A 24614-nucleotide genomic window follows, 5' to 3' on the forward strand; every position below is an offset into this window, starting at 1 on the left:
CTTAGCTGTCTAATCTGGAAAATGCCAGGGTTACATTGGTACCGCCAAAGCCAAAAGAGTTGGAGAGCACATGATCCATCGGCATTTTCCTGGCATGGTGCGGCACATAATCAAGATCACAGCCTTCGCCGGGCTGATCCAGATTGATGGTCGGGGGAATCACACCTTCAACCAGGGATTTGATACTGAATACCGCTTCCACCGCCCCGGCAGCCCCCAGCAAATGGCCGGTCATGGATTTGGTGGAACTGACCGCCAAGCGCGCGGCGTGGGTACCAAACACCTTATGAATCGCCAGTGTTTCAGCCACATCCCCTGCCGGTGTGGACGTGCCGTGGGCATTAATATACGACACATTTTCAGGTGCCAGACCGGCATCTTCAAGGGCTGACATCATGGCACGCGCAGCACCACGACCATCTTCTGGCGGCGACGTCATGTGCCAGGCATCACCACTCATGCCAACACCACTGAGCTCAGCGTAAATCCTGGCACCACGTTTAACCGCATGTTCGTACTCTTCCAGCACCAGAATACCGGCACCATCCCCCAGGACAAAACCGTCACGATCCGCATCCCACGGGCGGCTGGCTTTTTCAGGCTCATGGTTACGGGTAGAGAGCGCACGGGCTGCGGCAAAACCGGTCATGCCCAGCGCAGACGAACCTTTTTCGGCACCGCCGGCCACCATCAGATCGGCATCACCATAAGCGATGGTTCTCGCGGCAAGGGCAATGGCATGGCTGCCGGTAGCACAGGCTGTAGAGGTGGCAAAGTTGGGTCCCTGAAGATTGTATTTCATGGAAACCCAGCCCGCCGCCATATTGACGATGGCAGCAGGAATAAAAAATGGGGATATTCGACGCGGGCCGCTGTTCAGCAGTGTGGAGTGGTTCTGTTCAATAGACGTCAAACCACCAATACCCGAGCCGATCGCCACACCATATCGGTGCGCACAGTGATCATCAATCACCAGACCGGCGTCAGCCATGGCCTCGGCAGCAGCAGCCACACCGTATTGAATAAAGACATCCATTTTACGGGCATCTTTCTTATCGATAACACCGTCAGGATCAAAACCTTTGACCGCGCCACAGATAGATACACTGAAACCTTTCGTATCAAGATGGGAGATCGCTTCAATACCACTGCGCCCAGCTAACAGGGCAGACCAGCTGTCATGGACATTATTGCCCACCGGGGTTATTGCCCCCATGCCTGTTACAACAACCCTTCTACGCATTCGCTGCGACAATCGTTCTGTATTTTTTTCTTCCGACAAGACTGACTCTCCTGCTGACCTGTCGTATAGATTTAATGAACCGTCATTCACATCAAAGCATCGCCACAGCAGCCTGACTATGAAAAAACGACAACAACACGATGATAAGTAGTTAACCAAATGAAATCATATTTTCTGACTAAGTGGTCAGTCACTCCCGGCAACTGCTCCTGCGTTGCTCTAGCTCCTGCATCCATGCAGTCGTGCGGCGTTACAACTCCGGTCACATAGCTAAGGCTATGCTCCCTTCGTTGTGCCTTGCATAGTAACTGCCCACTTAGCCAGAAATATACGATTCCATTTGGCCAACTACTTAATGTCATCACGCAGCCAGCTTTTACCGCGATAGCCAGCAGACTGCCATAAACAACAAAAGCCGCAGACCATCGTCGTGCGGCTTTCGAGTGACATACTTTGGGGATACTTTCGCTAGAGAATATGTATCGGGAAAGCGTGTCACAAAGATACAGTTGTGCAAATCAAGGCAGAATCAGGAGTGTGCAACAACGTAGTCAATTGCTTCCTGAACAGTGGTGATTTTCTCAGCCTCTTCATCAGGAATCTCGGTTTCGAATTCCTCTTCCAACGCCATCACCAACTCAACAGTATCCAGAGAGTCCGCGCCAAGATCCTCTACGAATGACGCACTGTTAGTGACTTCGTCTTCCTTCACGCCAAGCTGTTCGCAAACAATCTTCTTAACGCGCTCTTCAATGGTGCTCATACCTTGTTGTGCTCCTATCGATATTCGGTGCAGCCTGAGGCTACAGGTGAACTAGTGTATATGGTCAATTATGGGAATTTCAAGCCAGTTCATGGAAAACCGGTGACCATCCACGCAAATTGACAACAGATTTAACAAAACCCCAAAACCCAACCCATTAGAACAGGGCTTGCCTCGCCCTGCTCATTACTACAGGTTCCGGCCAAGGAGGATTAATTCATGTACATGCCGCCATTGACATGCAAGGTCTCACCAGTGATATACCCGGCAGGCTCACTGACCAGAAATGCAACAGCAGCGGCAATTTCTTCCGGCTGCCCCAACCGGGCCAGGGGAATCTGGCCAAGCAGGAAGGACTGCTGCTCTTCAGGCAGCGCCCTGGTCATATCGGTTTCGATAAAGCCCGGAGCAACGGTGTTCACGGTAATGCTTCTTGAACCGACTTCACGGGCCATCGCCCTGGTGAAGCCTTCAATACCGGCCTTGGCTGCCGCATAATTTGCCTGCCCCTGGTTACCCATGGAACCAACGACAGAGCTGATATTCACTATCCGCCCCCAGCGAGCTTTAGTCATGCCACGCAGGACAGCCTTACTCATCCGGAAGATGGAACTGAGATTAGTATCAATAACGTCATCCCACTCCTCCTCCTTCATGCGCATCAGGATATTATCACGGGTAATGCCGGCATTGTTGATCAGAATCAACGGTGCGCCATATTCTGCGCAGATCACCTTGAGCACTGCCTGACATTCATCCGCTGAAGTTACGTTCAGGGCCATGCCCTGACCTTGAATACCTTCCGCCTGCAAAGCGTCAGTAATGGCCGCCGCACCGGACTCAGACGTTGCCGTGCCAATCACGATGGCTCCGGCTTTCCCCAGGGCAAATGCTATGGCTTTGCCAATACCACGACTGGCACCGGTAACCAGGGCAACCTTCCCCTTCAAACCATCTCCTGCAATGGACCGATCCAGCTCTCTTTCAGCAGTCATTTCCCGCCTGTTCCTTATTGGTTAGCTTCTGCCAGCATCTGAGCCATAGCGTCAGCAGACTCCAGCGTAGCAATGGGCGCACGTCGTGCAATACGTTTATTCAGTCCAGCCAGCACTTTACCGGGGCCGCATTCAGCAAACCGGCCAACACCAGCGGCCATCATGGTTTCCACAGACTCAACCCAGCGAACCGGACTGTACAGCTGAGCCACCAGATTCGCCTTAAGCTGAGCCGGATCAGAACAGACACTGGCAGAGACATTCTGCACCACCGGAATCACCGGCTCGATCAACTCAATACCGTCCAACGCTTTTTGCAGGCGCTCTGCAGCAGGCTTCATCAAGGCACAATGAGAAGGAACACTGACTGGCAGCTCAATCGCCCTTTTGGCACCCGCTGCTTTGGCAGACTCAATGACACGTTTAACTGCGGCAACCTGTCCGGCAATCACCACCTGACCGGGGGCATTGAAATTGACCGCCTCGACCACTTCATCACCTGCCGCTTTCTCACAGGCAGCAACCACATCTGCATCATCAAGGCCAATAATAGCAGCCATGGCTCCTGCACCGGAGGCAACCGCCTCCTGCATAAACAGTCCACGCAGACGAACCAGACTGACGGCATCGGCAAAATTCATCGCACCGGCACACACCAGGGCCGAATATTCACCCAGGCTGTGCCCGGCCATCATCGACGGCGCTTCGCCCTGACGCTCACACCAGAGACGCCAGAGAGCCACACTGGATACCAGCAATGCAGGCTGGGTATTCTCCGTCTGATTCAGCGCCTCAGCAGGCCCCTCAGAAACCATGTTCAGGAGATCAAAACCAAGCCCCCCGGTGGCTTCAGCAAACGTTGCCCGCACCACTGGCTCTGAAAGATAGTCAGCGATCATGCCAACTTGTTGGGACCCTTGTCCTGGAAAGACAAAAGCAAGCTTATCCGTCATTGCAACCCGCTCTTTCGCTTGGCTCTCCTGTTACCGAGAGGCCTGAAATTCAATTGAATACGAAGCGAACCTCTCGGTACAACCGCACCGATTAATGCAGTCAGCCCAAAGACCAGATACGCTTCCCAATAAAAAACCGGGGCAATTATAGGAAAAATAGACAACAAGGTAAGTAAATTTATGTTTCCAATAACAAAAAAGAACCAAAAATGATTATAAGCACAGAATAATTAACACAAAATATTATAGATACCATTACCTGCAAATCCCGTGCAATCTCTGACCTGGAGTTGCAATTGATCATTATTAACGGTAAAGCCTTGGCAATAAGTTCAGTAAGGCAGTCACAATGATCTATGCAGGGCAACTTATTTTTCCGGAACATTCACTCAGAAACGATCAGCGAAAAATACAACCTGTTTAACCGAGGCAAGAGACCAGCTACCAGACCCGGAAAACCAACAGTCTGTTTTTGAGGCAGTAGCCCTGTTGTTATTCCGGGGCCGGTAATGTACGCTCACCTGCTATTTCGGATCATATCTTCCAGGGATGGCTTTCAATCATCATTAACCTTTACCCCTCTCCCAGCATTAATTCTATCTCTTCTGCCAACCGCCCGGGAACATCACTATCCACTTCCCTGACGGCCTCGCCGATAGCCCGAAAAAAACCTTCTTCATCGGAGTGACCGTGACTTTTGACCACAATCCCCTGCAGCCCGAGAAAACTGGCACCGTTGTATACTACCGGATCAATGCTTTTATAGATTTTGCGCATGACCGGCGCAATCAGCAGAGAGAGAAACCGACGCCAAAGCGTCTGCTGAAAAGCGGCAACCAGGCTGTCACGGATTAAACCGGCAACCCCCTCTCCGGTTTTCAGGGCAATATTGCCAACAAAACCGTCGCAGACCACCACATCCGCGCCACCGGCAAACACATCATTCCCTTCGATATAGCCGATGTAGTTCAAACGACCATCTTCTTTCAACAGCCGATTTGCCAGCTTTACCTGTTCATTCCCTTTGATATCCTCAGTGCCGACGTTCAGCAACCCCACCCTCGGAGCATTGATACCCCTGACAGTAGCGGCCAGCAAAGACCCCATCACAGCAAACTGGTAAAGGCTGTTGGCTGAACAGTCCACATTGGCACCCATATCCAGCAGCAGAACACTACCACCGGCACAGGGAATGGCTCCGGCAATGGCAGGACGATCAATACCCACAAAGGTTTTCAGGGCAAATCGCCCCATGGCCATCAGGGCACCCGTATTCCCCGAGCTGACGCAGGCAGCCGCACGGCCATCAGCCACCTGTTCAAGAGCACCCCACATGGAGCTGTCTTCTTTGGATCTCAGGGCAAAAGAGGGTTTTTCATCCATGCCGATGGTCTTGCCAGCATGAATAACCGTAAGGCGGGACTGATCGAATGCAATAGAAGAGAGATGACCGGTAATCAGTTGCTGATCACCTACCAGGGAAAGATGAAGATCCGGATAAGCATCCAGGGCTCGGAGGGCAGCCCGGATACGAGAACGGGGACTTTCGTCCCCGCTCATAATATCAAGCGCTATTCTCCTTCCTGGAGCTGCTGGCCGTCCTGGCATGGTACGGCTCACTCGCCGATTTTACCTTCAAGCACTTTGCGGCCACGGTAGAAGCCGTCAGCGGTCATGTGATGACGACGATGAGTTTCGCCGGAAGTCGCATCAACAGACAGCTGAGAAGCAGTCAGACTGTCGTGGGAACGGCGCATGTCACGCTTGGAACGGGTTTTACGGTTTTGCTGAACAGCCATGTGTCAACTCTCCTAAATTCTTTGCCTGGAACTCTATTTGGGTTCGGTAGTACTTTTATCCTGATCAGCTTTCAGACTAGCCAGAACACTGAACGGGTTACGACGCTTTTTCTCTTCCTCTGCCCGGGCAGCGGAAGCCTCAGCCTCTTCATCAGATTCAGTAGTAAAGTTCTGCTGAACCTGGCAGGCTTCAGGCGGATGATAAGCCACGATAGGAAGGCTCAACAGAAGCTCTTCCTCCAGCAGGGGCACTAACTCCATCGGCTCCTCCTGGAGCATCAGGGGTTCATAACCCTCTGGCAGGGACCGGGCCTGCTCATCGGTCAATACACCCATCAGGTTGAGGCCTGAACGCACGGGAAGTTCTGCTACATCAAGACAGCGCTGACAAATCATTTTAAGATTCGCCTCAACATGCCCCTCAAGAACCACTCGGTGATCTTCGCTCATATAGAAATGAAGAAAGACCTTCACCTCGCCCTGATCGTCAGCGAGACTGGCCACCAGTCGATCAAACTGTTTAAGCGCCAGCGAACCTTCAAACTGTAACCCCTGACGCGCGAGTTTCCGCGGATCAATGGTTTTTGGTAATTGGCCTGATAACATAAGCGCGCAATCATAGGGCGATGCCCCTTTGCTGTCAAACATCCTTTTCGGGTGAGGTTTATCAGAATTTCAACTATTTCGTGAATAACATGCCTGAAGACTGTATTTTCACAACCTGCTGCCGGATGGCGCAGGCGAGTTTTACAAAAATTCGTAACCATGCATACTGTGCTCGACTATCCGCACCCTTTGCCCGCACCACCTGCACAACATAAAACGATGAATATATTGCTAGCCTCAGGCTCACCCTATCGAAAAAGCCTGCTTGAACGACTCAACCTGACGTTCAGCCAGGCCTCACCGGACATTGACGAAACCCCTGAACCCGGAGAGAGCGCCAGGGAGCTGGCCATCAGGCTTTCCCGGGAAAAAGCCCTGATACTGGCAGATCAGTATCCGGACACCCTGATTATTGCCTCCGACCAAACCGCCGCGCTGGACAATAGAATTCTGGGCAAACCCGGAACCCGGGAACAAGCCATTCAACAGCTTTCCAACTGCAGCGGCAGACAGGTGGTTTTCCACACCGGACTTAGCCTGCTGAACACCGCTACAGCAGAGCATCAGCTGACCTGTGTGGATTACACCGCCTGGTTCCGAACACTGTCCAGCACGCAGATTGCCACCTATATAGATGCAGAAAGTCCGCTGGACTGCGCTGGCAGCTTCAAATGTGAAGGACTGGGCATAACCCTGTTCGAGAAAATGGCTGGCGATGATCCTGACAGCCTGATTGGACTGCCACTGATCACCCTGACCACCATGCTGATGAATGAAGGGGTTTATCCTTTGGGCAGATAGGGTAAATACACCGGGTCTTGCACAGCAGACCCGGTAATCAAATCACATTAACTGAAAACCGTCACCCAGGGCTTCCACCAAAGTGGCGCTGACACCAGCCCCAAAATCCCGGGCAAATTTTTCCAATGGTGAAAGGCGAAAGGTGTAATCAACAATATCCTCTTCACCCACCACTTCACGGGCCACATAACCGGCACTGCCCAGACCATCAATCAGACCCAGTGTTTTGGCCTGTTCACCAGACCAGACCATGCCTGAAAAGATATCCGACCGATCAGCCAGTCGATCACCCCGCCCGTTTTTTACCGCGTCAATAAACTGCTGGTGAATAGTATCCAGCGACGTTTGCCATTCGACAGCAGCTTCACGGTCCACGGACTGGAATGGATCAAGGAATGCCTTATTTTCACCGGAGGTATAGGTTCTGCGGGTAACCCCCAGCTTCTCCATCGCCCCGACAAAACCGAAACCAGAGGAAATAACGCCGATAGACCCTACCAGGCTGGCCTTGTCAGCGTAAATTTCATCAGCGGCAGCGGCAATGTAGTAGCCGCCAGACGCACCAATATCCATAATGACCGCGTAAAGAGGAGTATCCTTGTGCAGTTCGCGCAGCCTGAGAATCTCATCATAGATATAGCCAGATTGAACAGGGCTACCACCCGGGCTGTTAATTCTCAAAATCACCGCTTTAGTGCCCGGATCCTCAAAGGCTGAGCGTAATCCCGACACCACGACATCTGCATTCACATCGCCACCACCAATCTGGCCATCAATCTCCACCAGCGCCGTATGCTCACTGGAGCCATCACTGATCACCACATCATTGATATTGGTCGCGTTATAAATGACAGCAACGGAGAAAAACAACCAGCCAAAGGTCAGCAGCTTAAAAAATATACCCCATCGCCGGGAACGCTGCTGCTCCAGCAGCGAGCCTTTGGCCAGGGCATCCACCAGATCCCAGGCTCGATTACTGTCCAGGCTATCCTGCGCCTCAGACGAGGACTCCCGCCACTTGTCTTGCATAATCACCCCTTAAACAGGTTCACTCAAAAACGATCATATTTATCAATTCTTCGGTTCGGCATCCAGCCCTTGTAAAGCTGACAACACCTCAGCCAGGTCGTCCGGCAAAGGCGCTTCAACCTTCAATCGCTTACCATCCAGCAGGTCAAATTCGATACTGGCGGCATGCAGGAACAGCCTTTTAAGACCAAACTGCTTCTGGGACTGATTGTCTGAATCCTTACCGTATTTTTCATCCCCGGCAATGGGATGCCCTGCGTGCAGACAGTGAACCCGAATCTGATGGGTCCGCCCTGTGATGGGGTAAGCCTCAACCAGGGTCATATTTGGAAAACGGTTCAGTACTCGAAACGCTGTTCGGGATTTTTTGCCATCCACATGCACCCGGACCATCCGCTCTCCTGACTGCAGCACGTTCTTCAACAGCGGCGCATTGACCAGCTGCTTTCTCGCTGGCCACTTACCCACCACCAGCGCATGATACAGCTTTTCAACTTTTTCTTTCTGCTGCAACTGGTTATGCAGGTGACGCAGCATACTGCGGCGCTTGGCAATCACCAGACAACCCGAGGTGTCCCGGTCCAGGCGATGCGCCAGTTCCAGCGTGCGGTTATCCGGCCGTAGCTGGCGAAGCGCTTCAATTACACCATAAGACAGACCACTGCCGCCATGCACAGCAAGCCCGGACGGTTTGTTGATAATCAGCAGCAGATCATCTTCATAAAGTACCGCTTTTTCCAATTGAGCGATCACGCTGTCAGCGGGCCTTACCGGAGCCTCCCTTTCGGCCACCCTGACCGGAGGAATACGAACAACATCGTTCAATTCAAGGCGATAATCTGCGCTTACCCGCTTTTTGTTGACCCGTACCTCACCCTTGCGAACGATACGATACACCCTGGTCTTGGGCACACCTTTAAGAACCCGCAACAGAAAATTATCAACACGCTGACCAGCCGCATCCTCATCAATGGTAATAAAGTTAACGTTTGCTTGTTTCAATCGTCTAACCACATATCTGTTTATGCCAAGTTGCAGCCCCGAAAGCTCTACCTTAACCGGTTGAGATAAAAAGACTTTCAGGGATTACCGCGATTTTCTTTCAGGTAATGTTATCAGCTTTGTGTCATTTGAAGCACTTACAGATTACTGATATAGTTGTGGCACTGCCTTGTAACTATCCGAAGAGGCAGTTCGATTTACGAAGTCTGAGCATGACCCGAAAGGGATAGCATCACTTAAATTCCGCTAACCGGGCCGAAAATAAACCGGAGCTACGTTTACCCGATGAACAAGTCCGGGCCAGGTAACTCCGGGAATAGCCGCTCAGGCAGACATCATGGCAGATGAACCAGTTGCATCCCTCCCTGAGGGTATGAGTTCCTGTCATGGTGCTGAACGATTAAAGACCACGGCCACAGCCGTGATAGATAAACAGTGCCACCCAAGAACAGAGGTTGCGCTCCCGATACCAGGGATGAAGAACAGCGGACGGGTCATATGCTAGTGACAGGCTCAGTGATACCTGTAAACGTATCCACAACCAGCCAGAAGCGCCCGATCAACGCATCTCCCCACTATGCATCCGGTCAACATACGGATGCAGATTGCTATATCGTTACAGCCTTACCCTTGAATAAGCCCGGCTGTAAGTCTGATAGCTGGTTACCACCGACCACACCGTTCTCCTGCGGTTGTTGGCCTGTGTACACTCGGGTAGCACCGGAGAGTTTGTACAGAAGCTGAAGGAAACCAGTTGCACTGCCAGCCACCATGAATACGTCAGGTGGCAGGCCGGGCGCTTCCGGAAAGACGATGGATTGCCCGTCAAACCAATGAATGCGCTGGATTTACCGAATGTCACGAACAACTTTTCGCCACCAACATCTGCTTAGGGTAGCCATTAGCAATTTGGTACTCTATGAAGAGAATGTTGATCAATGCAACCCAGCAAGAAGAGCTGAGGGTTGCACTCGTCGATGGGCAGCGCCTGTTCGATCTGGATATCGAATCCGGAGCCCGCGAACAGAAGAAAGCCAACATCTACAAAGCAAAAATCACCCGTGTTGAGCCCAGCCTGGAAGCCGCGTTTGTGGACTTTGGCGCAGAGCGACACGGCTTCCTGCCTTTAAAAGAGATCTCCCGGGAATACTTCGTCGGCCATACTGGTGGTCGTCCCAACATCAAGGAAGTCATCAAGGAAGGCACCGAGGTTATCGTTCAGGTCGATAAGGAAGAGCGTGGCAACAAAGGTGCCGCCCTGACCACACTGGTCAGCCTGGCAGGCCGCTACCTTGTACTGATGCCCAACAACCCACGGGCCGGTGGCATCTCACGCCGTATTGAAGGCGATGAGCGCGCTGAACTGCGTGAGGCCATGAGCAAGCTGGACATCCCCGCCGAAATGGGCGTCATCGTTCGCACAGCCGGCCTTGGCCGTTCAACAGAAGACCTTCAGTGGGATCTGGACTATCTCCTGCAACTCTGGAACTCCATCAAAGATGCTGCCGATAAAAATCCCGCACCATTTTTGATCTACCAGGAAAGCAATGTCATTATCCGTGCTATCCGCGACTATCTGCGCCAGGATGTTGGTGAAGTACTGATCGACAAAACCCAGGTTTATCAAGAAGCCCTGGATTTTGTTAAACAGGTCATGCCCCAGTACCAGAACAAGATCAAGCTGTACAAAGACAGCGTCCCCCTGTTCAACCGCTTCCAGATTGAAAGCCAGATCGAGACCGCCTTCCAGCGTGAAGTCAAACTGCCATCCGGCGGCTCCATTGTTATTGATCCAACAGAAGCCCTGGTGTCCATTGATATCAACTCCGCCCGTGCAACCCGTGGTGGCGATATCGAAGAAACCGCCTATAACACCAACCTCGAAGCGGCGGATGAGATTGCCCGCCAACTGCGCCTGCGCGATATTGGCGGACTGATTGTTATCGACTTCATCGATATGGGCAGCAACCGGAATCAGCGGGAAGTTGAGAACCGCATTCGTCAGGCGCTGTCGGTTGATCGTGCCCGCGTTCAAACCAGCCGTATCTCCCGCTTTGGCCTGCTGGAAATGTCCCGTCAGCGTCTGCGCCCATCACTGGGTGAAACCAGTGGCGTGGTCTGCCCTCGCTGCTCAGGCCAGGGCACGATTCGGGATATTGAGTCTCTGGCCCTGTCTATTCTGCGCCTGATGGAAGAAGAGGCCATGAAGGACAAGACGTCCGAAATTCGCGCACAGGTTCCTGTGCCGGTGGCGGCATTTCTGCTGAATGAAAAGCGCAAAATGATCGCCAAGATCGAGAAGCGCCATGATGCCCGCATCATCGTTATTCCAAATGCCAATCTGGAAACTCCCCATTACGATGTCCAGCGCCTCCGTGACGACAATCTTCAGGATCGCGAGAGCAGCTACGAAATCATCCTTGAGGGTGAAGACGCCAGCCCGGAAGAGCTGACCACAGCCACCAGGCCTCAGCCCAGACAACAGGCCGCCGTGCGCAATGTTGCCCCGGCACAGCCTGCACCCGCCATTAAAGCGCCTGAAGCAAAACCCGGATTTATTGACAGCCTGCTGAAGTCCATCGGCAGCCTCTTCAACCCGGAAAATGATGACGACAAATCCGCTGGCCAGGACAAACTCACCCAGCAACGTCAACCGGCGCGTCGTGACAGTCAAGCTGGCCAGAACAGGAAAAAGACCCGAACTGATTCCCAGCGCCGCGACAGACAGGACAGCAACCGTCCTCAGAAAGAGCGCAAAAAGAGTCAGCAGGAACGTTCAGACAACCGTTCCAGCAGCCAGGAAAACCGTTTTGAAAGGCAGGAAAGACGCCAGCGTGACAAACCGGAAGTAGCGGAACAACGGGAACCCAGACAGGAACGCCGCCAAGACCAGGAACCAGAACAAGGCTCCGGTGATCGTCGACGCCGCCCGAACTCTGCACCCCGTCGTCGCAACAACCGACAGTCTCAGCGTCAGCAACAGAATGAACCGCAATTACAGCCACTGCTGCCTGAAAGCGCTAAAGGGGCAGTAAATGCGCCTGCTGTTCATGAAACTGCCGCACAGGAAAGCATTCCACAGGAAAAGCGTGCTGACAAAAAAGAGTCATTTGCCAGCATTGAGAAGCCTGAGCTGGAAAGCAGAAAAGCTGCAGCAGCTGCCCCGGAAGCTCCTGCAGCCCCGGCCATGCCAATGGACAAGGTAGAGGAAACCAGCAAGGCTCCTGTCGAAGAGCAAGCCGTTGCCAACACCCCTGAAGCACCGGAAGAAGTGAGACCTCGTCGCTCCAGAAGAGTGAAGAATGACCCTCGCCGTCTCAGGGAAACTCAGCAGTCTGCGCCTGAGGAAGTCAGCGAACCTGAAATCCCTGCTGAGAGCGACTCACCAGCCAATCAACAGCCTTCTGTCGATAAAGAGCCAACAGTTGAGCTTGCAACAGCTGGAGATTCTGAAGCGCAATCGGAAAAAGCAGAACAAGCCTCCGTTGAGACCAGCACTCAAGAACGCCAGACTGACCTGCCCGTTGCCGCCGCAGAAGCAACAACCGTTGAGCGGGAGAAGGTAACCCCACGCCCTCAGATGACAGAAATGGCAAAAGCCGTTGCCGCTTCCCATAATCTAGATAAGCCAGCGTTTGCAACCATGCCACCCGCTTTCGAGAAACCAGCCGTAGCGGAAGCAGAGGCTGTCGAGCCCAAGCCGACCATGACCGCCAATGAAGCTGAAGAGATGCTGAAGCAGGCATTAAATCAGTCTGATGAAGACAAGGCCGTTGTTCATGAAAGCCAACAGGAGAAGCCCGCTGAGGCTGCCACGGCACCACAACCTTTAGCGACTGAGAGCAAAGCAGCAGAAGCACCACAAGCAGCTGAGCGTGACCAGACAGCAGAGGTTAAAGCCAGCGAAGCTGAAGCATCTTCTGATGATGAAACCGTTGAAAGGCCGCGTCGTCGTCGCAGCCGTGCTCACAACGACCCCCGGGCAAAGCGCCAGACTCAGCAGATCGAACTGCCTGTTGAGCCAGAAAGCGAAACTCAGGAAGCTCCGCAGGTGCGCACTGAAGAAAGCAACCTGTAATAAGGGTTGATACTGAACTGAACGGGGTGGTTTCCACCCCGTTTTTTTTTGCCTTGAAAAACCACCAGAAGGCTCTCCAGTCATAGCGATGGACAATAAATCTCTGCCGAACTCGCACCCACGAAAATTAAAAGAGCCACAACCCGCCACTGGTGGAACTTTTATCAATTTCAGAAATCAAAACAAGGAGTAAACCATGTAACTAAAACAACCAAAACAGAGGGAAATTTATGAAAAACAACCTATTCAAGCAGTGGGTAATGGCCAGTTTACTGTGCATTCTATCCTGCTCTGCATTTTCAGACGTTGAATATTCAGGCATCGCTTTCAGCAACGTAGATATCCACGGTCAAGGCACTGAAGCCGACGTTAAACCCGGTGAAACTGTCGGCATCCATGCCCATTACAAATGGCTCTGGCCCCGGGAAGAAGCCAGCATTGTCCAGATTATTGTTGGTATTGATGGCATAGGTGCTCAAACAACAATTGCCAATGCCATTGTCGTTGATGGTCGATATCTTGACCCTCATTACAATGATATCACCGAGCAAGATGTAGACTTTCACATCGTTGCACCCAACGAACCCGGCACTTACCAGATCCGCTTCCGCTACGCTCAGGCCTACGGGGCCGAAGAGGCCGTTGGAGTATGGTGGTACGTTGATCAGGCTCCTACCGACGAAGCAACAATTGGCACTATTACTGTCCGTTAAACGATATGACACGCTAGGAGCCTGTCAGAGAATAGCGCCCGTAGCGAGGATTGCGAGAAATTGAGGATAAAAATTTCTGATTCTGAGGAGAATAGCGGGGCTATTTGACGAAGAAGCAGGAATTTTTAGACCAATTTATCGCAACCGCAGTAGGGCAGTCTATTCTCGGACAGGCTCCTAGTCAGGAGTCCCGGACAACTCATGGGACTTCTGACTGATTACAGCCAGTAAACACCTCCCGGAACCGGAATTTGCATCCTCAGATTCACAGGGTTGCTTTATCATCTTCCATATAAAGGCGCGGCTCTCTTTCCAGCTGAACACCAAACTTTTCATTTACTTTCTGCTGAACCTGCCTGGAGAAAGACAGCACATCCCGACCAGTGGCTCCACCGTGATTTACCAGAACAAGAGCCTGTTTCTGGTAAGTCCCCACACAACCCTCTCGCTCTCCTTTCAGCCCGGCCTGATCAATCAGCCAACCAGCGGCCAGTTTCCAGTTCTGCCCAAGGGGATAAGCGACGATATTCGGATATTCCTGCTTCAGGCGATCCATCTCTGACTTTGATACCTCCGGGTTTTTGAAAAAGCTGCCAGCATTACCCACCTCAGATGGGTCCGGCAACTTTTCCCGGCGAATATCACAAACAGCCCGACTGATATCCAATGCGGAAGGAGCCTGATCGCCCAGACGTCTGGCAAGCAGATCACCTAACTGGCCATAGCCCAGGTTGGGTTTTAATGTTGCATCAAGATCCAGGGTCACAGCGACAATAATGTACTGATCACGCTTTTCCCTTTTGAATACCGAATCGCGATAACCAAAGCGGCAACTTTGCCGGTCAAAATACTCAACCTGCCCGGATTCCAGGTTCATCGCCTCCAGCGACACGAAAGAATCCGTTAACTCAACACCATAGGCACCAATATTCTGGATAGGTGCAGCGCCAACGTTACCCGGTATCAAGGAGAGGTTTTCCAGTCCATAGGCCTGATTATCCAGAGACCATAAAACAAACTCATGCCAGTTCTCTCCCGCCTCGGCCCTGACCCGAACACAATCCTGATCACGACTCAACACCGTTTTTCCCTTGAGATTAACGTGCACAACCAGGGCATCAAGAAAATCACCAAGCACCACATTACTGCCACCGCCCAGGGGAATAACGGGCAACTGCTTTTGCCTGGCAAAAGCCAGTGCCGACTGCAATTCAGCAACCGTATTTGCCTCAGCGTAGTATCTGGCAGTAGACGGCAACCCCAGGGTATTTCTCTCCACCAGGGAATAGTTGTCGAAAATCTTAAGCGGGAAGTTCATTAATAGTTGATTCAATAGAAATTGGAGACAAAACGGAGATACTATTTATGGGTTTTCTGCAAATGATCCAGCAACGCAACCCCACCCAGCTCAACCAGATTAAGCACCCGCTCAAACCCTTCGTTACCACCGTAGTAAGGGTCCGGAACTTCAGAGACTGGCAGGTCAGCAAAATCAAGAAAAAGCTTCAATTTACAGGCATGTTCCTGCGGGCAGATCTTTTGCAGGTTCTTCAGGTTCTCTCTGTCCATAGCCAGAATATAATCCTGCTCAACAAAATCAGCAGAGGTTACCTTGCGGGAGCGAATAAATGAAAGGTCATAACCGTGATCCGCAGCCTGCTGCATGGAACGGCTGTCTGGTAACCCGCCATCATGCCAGCCACTGGTGCCCGCTGAATCAACTCTGATACAGTCTGACAACCCTGCTTCCGCCACTTGATGGGCAAACACACCATGGGCAGTGGGTGACCGACAGATATTTCCCAGGCAGACGAACAGTACTTTTGTCATTCTGTTTATGCTCTGACCATGGTTTCATTGGGCTCAGAACTGTCCAGTTCCTGCTCTCTTTCAAGCAATGCACGAACTGCCTGCAGATCCTGTTCCGTATCGACACCATGGGGCGGCGTTGCCACCGCTTCAGCCACATGAATACGATAGCCATGCCACATCAGTCGAAGCTGCTCAAGAGACTCCATACTCTCAATCGGGCTGACACCCCAGGTCACATAATGATTCAGGAGTCCAACCCGATAGGCATAGATCCCAATGTGACGCTGAAAGCAGGCATCTGCCGACACTCTCTTTTCCTCCGTGGCAAAATCGTCCCGCGCCCAGGGAATGGGCGCACGGCTGAAATAAAGCGCATACCCCCGGACATCAGCAACCACTTTGACAATACCGGGATCGAAAATCTGCTCCACCCGGGTCAACGGGCTGGATAACGTAGCAGCCCCTGCCTCAGACGACAGCTGCAGATTTCTGGCCACCTGATTGATCACAGAGGGGGGGATAAGAGGTTCATCACCCTGCACATTGACAATGATTTCATCATCCTTCAGACCATAGATTCTGGCCACTTCCTGCAACCGGTCAGTGCCAGAAGGATGCCCCGGCAGCGTCATGCATACCTCTGCGCCAAAACCGTCAGCCACCTTCAGGATACGCTCATCATCCGTAGCAATGATGACCTTCCGGGCGGCACTGGCCAGTGCCCGCTCATAAACATGCTGCACCATAGGCTTGCCCGCAATATCAGCCAGAGGCTTGCCCGGCAAACGACTGGAAGCAAATCGGGCAGGTATTACAACGGTGAAGTCAGAGCCTTCAGCTGTATGAGAGCCTTCAGTGGAGGGAAAGCCCTCAACCGATAAAAAGCCTTGTGCCATCAGGACGCCTCATCCAAACGTTCATCAACGGTCAATGTGCGCGCCTCACCTTCGAGCATGACAGGAATACCGTCACGAACCGGATAAGCAAGACCGCAGGGTCTGCAAACCAGTTCCTGACGCTCTTTATTTGGCCGCACTTCCCCTTTACACAGTGGGCAGGCCAGAATTTCAAACAGCGTTTTATCCATCATTGTTCCTCTGCCATCAGCCAGCAAATACCGGCTTACGAGCTTCAATCATTGCTACCAGCTGCTCAATACATGAGTCCGATACACGGGTCGTCACCGGCAGATACCAGTGTCGGTGATCGGCAAAACCACTGCATTTAACGGCATCCTTAGCCGTCATAATTACCGGAAGATCGTCGTTAAAACAGATATCTTCCGGTGCAAATACGTGGTGATCCGGATAAGGATGCCCAATAACATCGTATCCCAAAGCGCGCAGTGTATTAAAAAAACGCTCCGGATTACCAATTCCTGCAACACCATGAACCCTGGTTTTATCGGGAATTGGTTGCGAAATCCCCGTCATGCTGACCAGCGCCGAAGGTTCAAGGGAAAAACAATACAGTTTTTCCCGCTCCAGCGTGGTCAGCCCAAGCGAACTTTCTACTTCCTCAGCCTTCGCTGACAGAGAAGCATGGTTGGTGTTGACCAGAATCATATCCACCTGGCTCATTCTTTCCGGTGGTTCCCGAAGCGGGCCTGCGGGCAGACACAGCTGGTTGCCAAGCAACCGGTCACCATCCAGAACCAATACTTCAATATGCCGTTGCAGATTATAGTGCTGCAATCCATCATCTGCGATGATCAGATTGCAGTCTGTCTGATCACAGAGATAGCGGGCCGCCTTTACACGATCAACGTCAACAATCAAAGGGACATGCAGCTGTCGGGCGAGCATCACCGGCTCATCCCCTGCCTTTGCCGGGTCTGAATCCGGCCGCACCGACAGAGGCATACCTCCGGTTTTCGCACCAAATCCACGACTGATAATCCCAGGCCGGTAGCCCCTTCGCTGAAACTCCCGTACAAGGGCGGCAACCAAAGGGGTTTTACCGGTTCCCCCTACCGAAATATTACCCAACACAATGACCGGCACAGGCGAAGACCATCGCGCTGCCTGCAGTAAACGTTGCTTTCTTCTCGCAGCCAGAAAGGAAAATAACCAGCTAAGTGGCTTGAGACAGCGGGTCCAGCCACCGGCAGGAGCATACCAGGAGTCTGTGACCGACTGGCTGAAACGGGGCCAGAGCTTCACTGATCAGACTCGGTATCTTTTCGGGTGGTCATGCTCAGGTTGGTAAAACCCAGCTGCCCGGCAGCATCCATTGCCGTAACAACCGCCTGATAAGGCGTATTGGCGTCAGCGGTAATAATCAGGGGTATCTTGCTGTCTCCCTGGCTTACTTTACCCAGTGCCCGCTTGAGTGTATCCAGCTGACCATTGACCAGTCCCTGACCATCAACGGCAAAATCTCCGGACTTGCTGATGATGATCTCAATCTGCTTTGGCTGCTGCTGCAACACCTCGCCGGAGGATTCCGGCAAGTCAATGACCAGATGCGTCTCCTTGGTGAAGGTGGTTGAGACCATAAAGAAAATCAGCAGCAGGAATACCACATCAATCAGGGGCGTCAGGTTGATCGACACCTCTTCCTGATTTATCTGTCGTCGGAAGTTCATTTTTTCCTGGCCTCACTGCCCGGAGCGGATGAAGAGCCCTTGCGATCACCCTGCAGCACTTCCACCAGCTTGATGGCATCCTGCTCCATGGCAACCACCAGCTCATCAATGCGCCGGGTAAAATAGCGATGGAAAATCAGGGCCGGGATAGCTACGGTAAGACCGGCTGCTGTGGTAATGAGAGCCTTGGAAATCCCGCCAGCAAGAACACCGGCATTACCGGTGCCTTCAACCATCAGCACAGTAAAGACATCAATCATACCGATCACGGTTCCCAGCAAACCCAGCAGCGGAGTAATCGCGGCAATGGTCCCCAGGGTATTGAGATAACGTTCAAGGTCATGGATCACCTTGCCCGCCTGCTCTTCAATACTTTCCTTCATGATTTCCCGGCCGCTGCGGGCATTGGTCAGACCAGCGGCCAGAATCTCTCCCAGGGGCGACCCGGCTTTCAGCTGGTCAAGCTTGCGATTGTCCAATCCATTACTTTTGATCCACCTCCATACTTGAGACAGGGTATTTTTCGGTGCAATGCGTGAGGGTCTCAACGTCCAGAGCCGCTCGAAGATGATTGCCATGGCAATGACTGAAGACAACAGGATAGGCACCATCAGCCAACCACCGGATTTCACCAGTTCGAACACAATAATCTTCCCTTATAATGACAAATTCATGATATCTGGCCCGGTTAATGTCAGGCATATCAGTTCCCGGCCAGTATGACTGTATCACAGAGATTAGCGCCATTTAAGCAGTAACTGATCGCTTTGGCAGAGCGTCAGCGCCACCAATAGCGGGTGTGTGTTTTGCGGTAGGCTGAAACGGTCATATCACCGCTACCGAGCGTAAAGGAAAGTGAGCCGTCCGCAGCGGTATTAAAAATTTTCGCCCCCGAGCTTTGCGCACGGGCTAATGTTTCAGCGGCCGGATGACCGAAGCGATTGGCAAAGCCGGAGGAAAAAATAACCGCCCCGGGCTGAACCGCAGAGAGAAAGTCAGAACTACTGGAAAACCGGCTACCATGGTGAGCGGCCACCAGCACACTGGATTCGAGCTCAGCGCCCTGCTCAATTAACCGTTTCTCAACCCGTCCACTAATGTCTCCGGGCAGTAAAAGACTGTCTGACCCTGCTGTCACTTTCAGGACACAGGATGCATCATTGCTGCGCCGATATTCACCACCGGCCAGCACCTGAAAATAAACCCCATCCCACTCCCAATGATCTCCGGATTGGCATTTCACCCACTCTTGCTCAAAACCGGGCAGCCTGGTACCACTGATAACCGGTACATTCGGGTATCTGGACAACAGTGATGGCAAACCACCTGAATGATCCTGATCACCATGAGAAATGATAATGCGATCAATTTGGGTCACGCCGGATTTGGACAGCGCCGGAAGAATCACGCTTTCTGCCGCTGACAATTTTTCCGAGAACCGGTCACCAGTGTCGTATACCAGAAGGTGCTGACGTGTTCTGATAAACACAGACAACCCTTGCCCTACATCCAAAACAGTGACCTCAGCCTGACCTGCCGGTATCTCAGGTGTTTTCGGGAACAACGAAGGCATCAGCATCACCGGGGCAAGCCAGCGCAAACGCAGAGTTGCCGGAGCAATCAGCAGCAACATGCCGACCACAGCGAACAACAGGTCAAGCCAGGTCAGAGACTGCTGTGGTGGAATAAGCACTATCAAACCGGACACCCACTGCAGTCCCCATTGAAACCCTGTCACCAGATAATCCAGCCCGGCCATAATGAAACCGGCAGCCTCAGGCAACACAAACTGCACAATTGCGCTGAACAGCAGCAAGGGAACGACGGCAATGCCAATTAATGGAATGGCGAGAAGATTCACCAGGGGAGACAGTGGTGATACCGGCTGACCATTAAACAGCAGCAAAGGCGTCAACAGGGCAAACACCAGCCATTGCGGCTTAAACAGGGTTACCGGCCAGCCAGTCCTCTCCTTTCTGCCAACCATACCGAACAGCAGTGCACCTGCGGCAATAAACGAGTACCAGAATCCATTGCTGGTTATGGCCAGAGGGTCAATGGCCAGCACTGCCGCCAAAGCCAACAACCAAAGTGTGGCGGGAGAGGCTCTGATACCCAGCAAGGGTGCCAGTAATGCAGCAAATGTCATCACCAGGGCCCGCTGCACCGGCACACTGAACCCGGCCAACAGGGCATAGAACAACGCAAACAGCATGCCTGTCAGCGCCTTGACCACGGGTAAGGGTACACTCCGAAGTGGAATTCCCCCCAATCGCCCAACAATGGTGGCAAGGGAAAAGCCCAACCAGGCCATAAGACCGATATGCAGGCCGGAAATCACCATCAAATGGGTGGTTCCCGTCTCATTCAGCATCTGCCATTGCTGAGTATTGATTGCGGTTTTATCACCCAGCAGCAGTGCCGAGAAGATTCCTCTGTTGTTATCCGATACCGTGGAGTACAACCACTCTCTTAAAAGCGCCCTTACCTGATGAAGGCGATATATCCCGCTAACACTATTGTCGAGCAGTGATCCGGACTTCACATACCCCGTGGCCTGTATCCCCTGACGCAGCGCCCAGGCTTCATAATCGAACGCACCCGGGCTTGAAAAACCATGGGGCTGTCGCAACCTGACCGTTAACTGCCAAGTCTCTCCAGCCTGCAAATCCGGCGGTTCATACCAGCTGAGCCTGACCTTTTTGGCATACAGAACAGCCCCTGCATGACTGACTGCGAAATCAAAGCGCGCTGCCATGCCGTTTATCACCGGCAGACTGGCAATCTTTCCTTCGATATTGATATCCCGCCCATGTATATAGCCATCAAGGCGAGTGACAGCGTAATGCGATGCATACCATGAGCTGACAAGAGTACCCGCCAGCAGAGGCAGCAGCCACCAGCGGACCCGGGAAGCTCCGGCTGACGATAATCCCCACAGAAACAGAATGAACAGCGGCAGGCTGATCGACAGCAGTACTGACATGCCAAATGTCAATGAAACAAAACCACTGGCAAGTACGAAGATAAGTAATCCCCTTGCCGGTTTTATGGTCGTGTGCGTGTTATCCACGTAGTCTTGCCTACCATTTCAGTGCATAATCCAAGGCTTTACCTCATTCAAGGCACTGTTCTGCCCTGCCTTGAATGACCGCAATTGTGCTGTGGCATAATCAACCATTCTTTATTTGAAAAGTGGCATGCTATGGCCGATGAAAATCAGCAAGCATAGATGAATTTCAGTCTGGAAAAGCCAATCCCGAATCGATTGAAGGCAACTGGCAAGACTTCCATACTGGAAAACTGGCAACCTCTGCAAACCATGAACTAAAGTCATAGCTCAGAGCATAATGAGTTGATGTCATGATAGCGGTAAGATAGTGAAAGGATATGGCGAAAAAACTGATTAAAAGGTATTTGCCGGAACCAAAAACCATCAAGGAACATCGCCACCTGCGGTTTCTGGGTTCTGCATTATATGATGCAAACCTGTGGCAACTGAATCGCCGCTCCGCTGCTGCCGCATTTTTTGTCGGCATATTTGTTGCGTTTATTCCCATGCCTTTCCAAATGATTCTGGCGGCATGTCTGGCCATTGTTTTCCGATGCAATCTGCCTCTTTCTGTGGCACTGGTCTGGATAACCAACCCATTGACCATGCCTGCCATATTCTATTTTACATACAAAATTGGCTGTTTTATCCTTCAGACACCGGTAAGTGAAGCTTCCTTTGAACTCACCGTACAAGGTCTGGGTGCCGGACTTGCCCGTGTGTGGAAGCCTCTTTATCTGGGATCGCTGGTATCAGGCGTTGTGCTCGGCTTTATCAGTTACCTGCTGATTCGGGCGGCCTGGCGCTGGAATGTTGTCATCCACTGGCGCCAGAGAAACAAACGTCGCTCCCGACCCGGTCCTTTCAACTAACCGCTATTCAAAAGTCTCTAGAGATAACAGCCCCATGCAAAGAAGTTTTCAAAAACGCCAGCCAAAACTGGAAGGTCGTGGTCTGCTTGAAGCTATCAGCACCGATGGCCCTCACAGCGACTGGCTGGGGATGCCGGATTACTATATCCATACCCTGACGGTTGCTGGTGAGGATTACAAATACCTGGCGGCCGACAAGCAACTGGATGTCAATGTTGGTGATACGGTGGTCTTCAGATATCAGGAAGTCGGCAAGACTGAAAACAAGGAAAAGCGCATTGATAAGCGCTCCCTTGGTCTCTACATTGACCCAAGCCAATACCTTCAGGAAACGCCCTGAAGCCTGCCTGCCGGGCCGTCTGACCGGGTAAACCCTGTGTCCGGACGGCTGGTAACTGCCAGCAAAATCACTCTGAATTGGAATATCACCTCTGGTGCATCAAGCCGCTGCTTTCCAGACTAAAAACCACTTTTGAATGGTTGACTGAAACCAATTTCAGCAACATGCGGAACTATATGACTCAAAAAGCAGACTAAGTGTTTATTGACGATGTTTTATGAGTACCTGACAGCAGCAAATCCCTGACAATATACAATTTCGAAATATCAATTTTAAAAAATAAAATTCATAACATTTAAATCAATCTGTGGTTGACCAGATCTCCGGTAAAAGTGACCATTAACCATGTTATTTAATAGAAAACACACAGGCAGCCATAAGCAAAAGCATACAGGCCCTCGTTATATTAAGTTGATTGTCGGGCTCGCCATTGCCATTGCCGTTTTAGCCACAAAAATGGCCTACTGTGACATTGAGCATCCGCAAAACAATAGCCTGAGATATTCTGTCGCCAAGCGTGCAGTCCCCATATTAACCGAGACGCTGTTTTCAATTGAGAGGCTTCATGAACAATCACCGATGCTGTCATGGGTGTTTAAAAGCAGTCTGCTACAGGCATTTCAGGCAGCATCTCGAATCAACAATTTGTATATCATCTCTTACCGGGATATCAAGGCACTTAACGATTATGCCAAAACCACTAAACACGGTTATTACGAGTTATCCTTCAAAGGCAAAAGAATTTATTTCATCGCTAATGCAGATATCGCCAATCAGATCATCGCTCTTGAAGGACAAGAGCACAACGTTCATACCCACAGAAGACTGTTGAGTGCACAAAACTGGTTTCTGCTGGAAAACAATCCTGTAGCTGCAAGGGATATGCATCACCATAGCTATGGAAGCAAGCAGGCAGCACTCTTTCAGCAGGCGTTTGAAAGGCTGCAACAGCTGCCCGATACTTCTGTGTTATTAACAAACCAGCAAACCTCGGACTTCGTATATGGCGAGAAAGCTGCCGATCTGATCAGCAATCTGCTAACCCAGATATATTTTCAAATACTGTTTTCCAATGTCTCTCCACAATACCCCGTTAACAGAAACATTCAGCAGCAGGTTAATCAACATTATTACCCGATAAAGCGGCTTTACGACCAGCTTGAAGTGCATACCGGAAAATACGATTTAAAAGCCAATCATTTCATTCATGGCAACAGCTCATTTGTAAAAGATCACCCGTACACCAATATTCAAACATTAGAACAGTTTTACAAAGTGCTCTGTTATTTATATGACGAGCCCCTGATGCCGAGCATTCACTCTGGCAACCACCAGTCCACCAGAGAAACTGTGGCAACAAGAACAGTCGAGCTATTAAGAAAAAATAATGCAGCCGTGCTACCCGTATTTGCCCCCTCCCTGACTCTGGACCTTGAAGAGGTGTCACCAGAGGAAGCCATCAACATTATTTTCAATTTATTATCCTGGATTGATAATTCATTGAACATCAGCAATACAGCGACAAATTTTGTTATTCACATCGCTGAACATCATCAAAACCAGCACCTTATTGATATGCATCAGCTATTTGCTGATGAAGTCCACAACCTGCGCGCCCTGGCAACGCTGTTTCCCAGAAAAGTGAACCGCCCCTTCCGGGTAACAACCAGATCAGAAACAGAAAGCCACCAGATACATTTTCAACCGGATGATATGATACTGATAACCAACGCCATCAAAGGGCACGCCTTTGGCTATGAGCCCAGAAAATGCCCATCAAAGCCCTACAGTGTTTATATTCTTCCTGAGTTTCTCCAGTATTTTTTTGCGAATTATCACGCCCGATATGCTGCCCGCTCAAAACTGATTCCAAACAGTACAAGCTGGTTCTGGAATAAACTGGATGTTGCTCCATTAGTTCTGGAACCAGCGTTTAATGTAACTGAGCAGTAATTTATCAGGCTGTCTC

23 protein-coding genes are annotated in these 24614 nt (G+C 51.4%); 6 read left to right on the forward strand and 17 right to left on the reverse strand.

The window, feature by feature from the left end:
• Position 1: 1 nt before the first annotated feature.
• The 7 genes from fabF to ACO6UX_RS14740 form a co-directional block, all read right to left on the reverse strand.
• Entirely contained in the window at positions 2-1243 is a 1242-nt protein-coding gene (fabF, locus tag ACO6UX_RS14710; RefSeq protein WP_422449563.1) for a beta-ketoacyl-ACP synthase II, read from the reverse strand.
• A gap of 529 nt (positions 1244-1772) precedes the next feature.
• A complete protein-coding gene (gene acpP, locus ACO6UX_RS14715; protein WP_020582918.1) occupies positions 1773-2006 on the reverse strand; it encodes an acyl carrier protein in 234 nt (77 codons plus the stop codon).
• Positions 2007-2218: 212 nt separating this feature from the next.
• The gene (gene fabG / locus ACO6UX_RS14720) at positions 2219-3001 is read right to left on the reverse strand and encodes a 3-oxoacyl-ACP reductase FabG (RefSeq protein ID WP_422448793.1); all 783 of its coding nucleotides are present in this window, start codon (positions 2999-3001) and stop codon (positions 2219-2221) included.
• Between the two features lie 14 nt (positions 3002-3015).
• A complete protein-coding gene (gene fabD, locus ACO6UX_RS14725; protein ID WP_422448795.1) occupies positions 3016-3954 on the reverse strand; it encodes an ACP S-malonyltransferase in 939 nt (312 codons plus the stop codon).
• A gap of 573 nt (positions 3955-4527) precedes the next feature.
• Positions 4528-5562, reverse strand: coding sequence for a phosphate acyltransferase PlsX (gene plsX, locus ACO6UX_RS14730; RefSeq protein ID WP_422449564.1), 1035 nt, complete (start codon positions 5560-5562; stop codon positions 4528-4530).
• 8 nt (positions 5563-5570) lie between these two features.
• The gene (gene rpmF / locus ACO6UX_RS14735) at positions 5571-5753 is read right to left on the reverse strand and encodes a 50S ribosomal protein L32 (RefSeq protein ID WP_020582914.1); all 183 of its coding nucleotides are present in this window, start codon (positions 5751-5753) and stop codon (positions 5571-5573) included.
• Positions 5754-5786: 33 nt separating this feature from the next.
• Entirely contained in the window at positions 5787-6401 is a 615-nt protein-coding gene (locus ACO6UX_RS14740) for a YceD family protein (protein ID WP_422448797.1), read from the reverse strand.
• A 177-nt stretch (positions 6402-6578) separates the two neighbouring features.
• Between ACO6UX_RS14740 and ACO6UX_RS14745 the strand changes: the two genes are divergently transcribed.
• On the forward strand, positions 6579-7160 hold the full coding sequence (locus ACO6UX_RS14745) for a Maf family protein (protein WP_422448799.1): 582 nt from the start codon (positions 6579-6581) through the stop codon (positions 7158-7160).
• 42 nt (positions 7161-7202) lie between these two features.
• Here ACO6UX_RS14745 and ACO6UX_RS14750 read toward each other — a convergent pair whose 3' ends face one another.
• Both ACO6UX_RS14750 and rluC read right to left on the reverse strand, forming a co-directional pair.
• Positions 7203-8189: a S49 family peptidase gene (locus ACO6UX_RS14750; RefSeq protein ID WP_422448801.1), complete on the reverse strand. Its 987-nt coding sequence runs from the start codon at positions 8187-8189 to the stop codon at positions 7203-7205.
• A 42-nt stretch (positions 8190-8231) separates the two neighbouring features.
• Positions 8232-9191, reverse strand: coding sequence for a 23S rRNA pseudouridine(955/2504/2580) synthase RluC (gene rluC, locus ACO6UX_RS14755; protein ID WP_422448803.1), 960 nt, complete (start codon positions 9189-9191; stop codon positions 8232-8234).
• A gap of 919 nt (positions 9192-10110) precedes the next feature.
• Here rluC and rne point away from each other — a divergent pair.
• On the forward strand, positions 10111-13269 hold the full coding sequence (rne, locus tag ACO6UX_RS14760; protein ID WP_422448805.1) for a ribonuclease E: 3159 nt from the start codon (positions 10111-10113) through the stop codon (positions 13267-13269).
• 230 nt (positions 13270-13499) lie between these two features.
• Positions 13500-13982 carry a hypothetical protein gene (locus ACO6UX_RS14765; protein ID WP_422448807.1) on the forward strand — a complete coding sequence of 161 codons (483 nt, stop codon included), beginning with the start codon at positions 13500-13502 and terminating at the stop codon, positions 13980-13982.
• A 265-nt stretch (positions 13983-14247) separates the two neighbouring features.
• Here ACO6UX_RS14765 and murB read toward each other — a convergent pair whose 3' ends face one another.
• The 8 genes from murB to ACO6UX_RS14805 form a co-directional block, all read right to left on the reverse strand.
• Entirely contained in the window at positions 14248-15300 is a 1053-nt protein-coding gene (gene murB, locus ACO6UX_RS14770) for a UDP-N-acetylmuramate dehydrogenase (protein WP_422448809.1), read from the reverse strand.
• Positions 15301-15341: 41 nt separating this feature from the next.
• Positions 15342-15812 (reverse strand): low molecular weight protein-tyrosine-phosphatase, encoded by a 471-nt coding sequence (locus ACO6UX_RS14775; RefSeq protein WP_422448811.1) that lies wholly within the window; start codon positions 15810-15812, stop codon positions 15342-15344.
• Between the two features lie 5 nt (positions 15813-15817).
• The gene (gene kdsB, locus ACO6UX_RS14780; protein WP_422448813.1) at positions 15818-16690 is read right to left on the reverse strand and encodes a 3-deoxy-manno-octulosonate cytidylyltransferase; all 873 of its coding nucleotides are present in this window, start codon (positions 16688-16690) and stop codon (positions 15818-15820) included.
• Positions 16690-16881 (reverse strand): Trm112 family protein, encoded by a 192-nt coding sequence (locus tag ACO6UX_RS14785; RefSeq protein WP_066015636.1) that lies wholly within the window; start codon positions 16879-16881, stop codon positions 16690-16692. Before ACO6UX_RS14785 ends, kdsB begins: the two co-directional genes overlap by 1 nt.
• Before the next feature lie 16 nt (positions 16882-16897).
• Positions 16898-17956, reverse strand: a complete 1059-nt coding sequence (gene lpxK, locus ACO6UX_RS14790; protein ID WP_422448815.1) for a tetraacyldisaccharide 4'-kinase — start codon at positions 17954-17956, stop codon at positions 16898-16900.
• Positions 17953-18381 (reverse strand): ExbD/TolR family protein, encoded by a 429-nt coding sequence (locus ACO6UX_RS14795; protein WP_422448817.1) that lies wholly within the window; start codon positions 18379-18381, stop codon positions 17953-17955. The genes lpxK and ACO6UX_RS14795 overlap by 4 nt, the downstream gene beginning before the upstream one ends.
• Positions 18378-19025 (reverse strand): MotA/TolQ/ExbB proton channel family protein, encoded by a 648-nt coding sequence (locus tag ACO6UX_RS14800; protein WP_422448819.1) that lies wholly within the window; start codon positions 19023-19025, stop codon positions 18378-18380. Before ACO6UX_RS14800 ends, ACO6UX_RS14795 begins: the two co-directional genes overlap by 4 nt.
• Before the next feature lie 134 nt (positions 19026-19159).
• Complete coding sequence (locus ACO6UX_RS14805) at positions 19160-21454, reverse strand: DNA internalization-related competence protein ComEC/Rec2 (protein ID WP_422448821.1); 2295 nt, start codon at positions 21452-21454, stop codon at positions 19160-19162.
• A 317-nt stretch (positions 21455-21771) separates the two neighbouring features.
• Here ACO6UX_RS14805 and ACO6UX_RS14810 point away from each other — a divergent pair, with 317 nt between their 5' ends.
• From ACO6UX_RS14810 to ACO6UX_RS14820, 3 genes are all read left to right on the forward strand, one after another.
• A complete protein-coding gene (locus ACO6UX_RS14810; RefSeq protein ID WP_209276541.1) occupies positions 21772-22305 on the forward strand; it encodes a DUF2062 domain-containing protein in 534 nt (177 codons plus the stop codon).
• 34 nt (positions 22306-22339) lie between these two features.
• A complete protein-coding gene (locus tag ACO6UX_RS14815) occupies positions 22340-22645 on the forward strand; it encodes a hypothetical protein (protein ID WP_422448823.1) in 306 nt (101 codons plus the stop codon).
• Between the two features lie 345 nt (positions 22646-22990).
• The gene (locus tag ACO6UX_RS14820; RefSeq protein WP_422448825.1) at positions 22991-24598 is read left to right on the forward strand and encodes a hypothetical protein; all 1608 of its coding nucleotides are present in this window, start codon (positions 22991-22993) and stop codon (positions 24596-24598) included.
• Positions 24599-24614 lie beyond the last annotated feature (16 nt).

Origin of the sequence: Endozoicomonas sp. ALB091 (assembly GCF_049310265.1) — a bacterium.
Classification (GTDB): Bacteria; Pseudomonadota; Gammaproteobacteria; order Pseudomonadales; family Endozoicomonadaceae; genus Endozoicomonas.

Coding starts and splice junctions, on each gene's coding strand:
- fabF (WP_422449563.1), bottom strand. CDS start 1,243: ATGCGTAGAAGGGTTGTTGTAACAGGCATGGGGGCAATAACCCCGGTG.
- acpP (WP_020582918.1), bottom strand. CDS start 2,006: ATGAGCACCATTGAAGAGCGCGTTAAGAAGATTGTTTGCGAACAGCTT.
- fabG (WP_422448793.1), bottom strand. CDS start 3,001: ATGACTGCTGAAAGAGAGCTGGATCGGTCCATTGCAGGAGATGGTTTG.
- fabD (WP_422448795.1), bottom strand. CDS start 3,954: ATGACGGATAAGCTTGCTTTTGTCTTTCCAGGACAAGGGTCCCAACAA.
- plsX (WP_422449564.1), bottom strand. CDS start 5,562: ATGCCAGGACGGCCAGCAGCTCCAGGAAGGAGAATAGCGCTTGATATT.
- rpmF (WP_020582914.1), bottom strand. CDS start 5,753: ATGGCTGTTCAGCAAAACCGTAAAACCCGTTCCAAGCGTGACATGCGC.
- ACO6UX_RS14740 (WP_422448797.1), bottom strand. CDS start 6,401: ATGTTTGACAGCAAAGGGGCATCGCCCTATGATTGCGCGCTTATGTTA.
- ACO6UX_RS14745 (WP_422448799.1), top strand. CDS start 6,579: ATGAATATATTGCTAGCCTCAGGCTCACCCTATCGAAAAAGCCTGCTT.
- ACO6UX_RS14750 (WP_422448801.1), bottom strand. CDS start 8,189: ATGCAAGACAAGTGGCGGGAGTCCTCGTCTGAGGCGCAGGATAGCCTG.
- rne (WP_422448805.1), top strand. CDS start 10,111: ATGAAGAGAATGTTGATCAATGCAACCCAGCAAGAAGAGCTGAGGGTT.
- ACO6UX_RS14765 (WP_422448807.1), top strand. CDS start 13,500: ATGAAAAACAACCTATTCAAGCAGTGGGTAATGGCCAGTTTACTGTGC.
- murB (WP_422448809.1), bottom strand. CDS start 15,300: ATGAACTTCCCGCTTAAGATTTTCGACAACTATTCCCTGGTGGAGAGA.
- ACO6UX_RS14775 (WP_422448811.1), bottom strand. CDS start 15,812: ATGACAAAAGTACTGTTCGTCTGCCTGGGAAATATCTGTCGGTCACCC.
- kdsB (WP_422448813.1), bottom strand. CDS start 16,690: ATGGCACAAGGCTTTTTATCGGTTGAGGGCTTTCCCTCCACTGAAGGC.
- ACO6UX_RS14785 (WP_066015636.1), bottom strand. CDS start 16,881: ATGGATAAAACGCTGTTTGAAATTCTGGCCTGCCCACTGTGTAAAGGG.
- ACO6UX_RS14795 (WP_422448817.1), bottom strand. CDS start 18,381: ATGAACTTCCGACGACAGATAAATCAGGAAGAGGTGTCGATCAACCTG.
- ACO6UX_RS14810 (WP_209276541.1), top strand. CDS start 21,772: ATGGCGAAAAAACTGATTAAAAGGTATTTGCCGGAACCAAAAACCATC.
- ACO6UX_RS14815 (WP_422448823.1), top strand. CDS start 22,340: ATGCAAAGAAGTTTTCAAAAACGCCAGCCAAAACTGGAAGGTCGTGGT.
- ACO6UX_RS14820 (WP_422448825.1), top strand. CDS start 22,991: ATGTTATTTAATAGAAAACACACAGGCAGCCATAAGCAAAAGCATACA.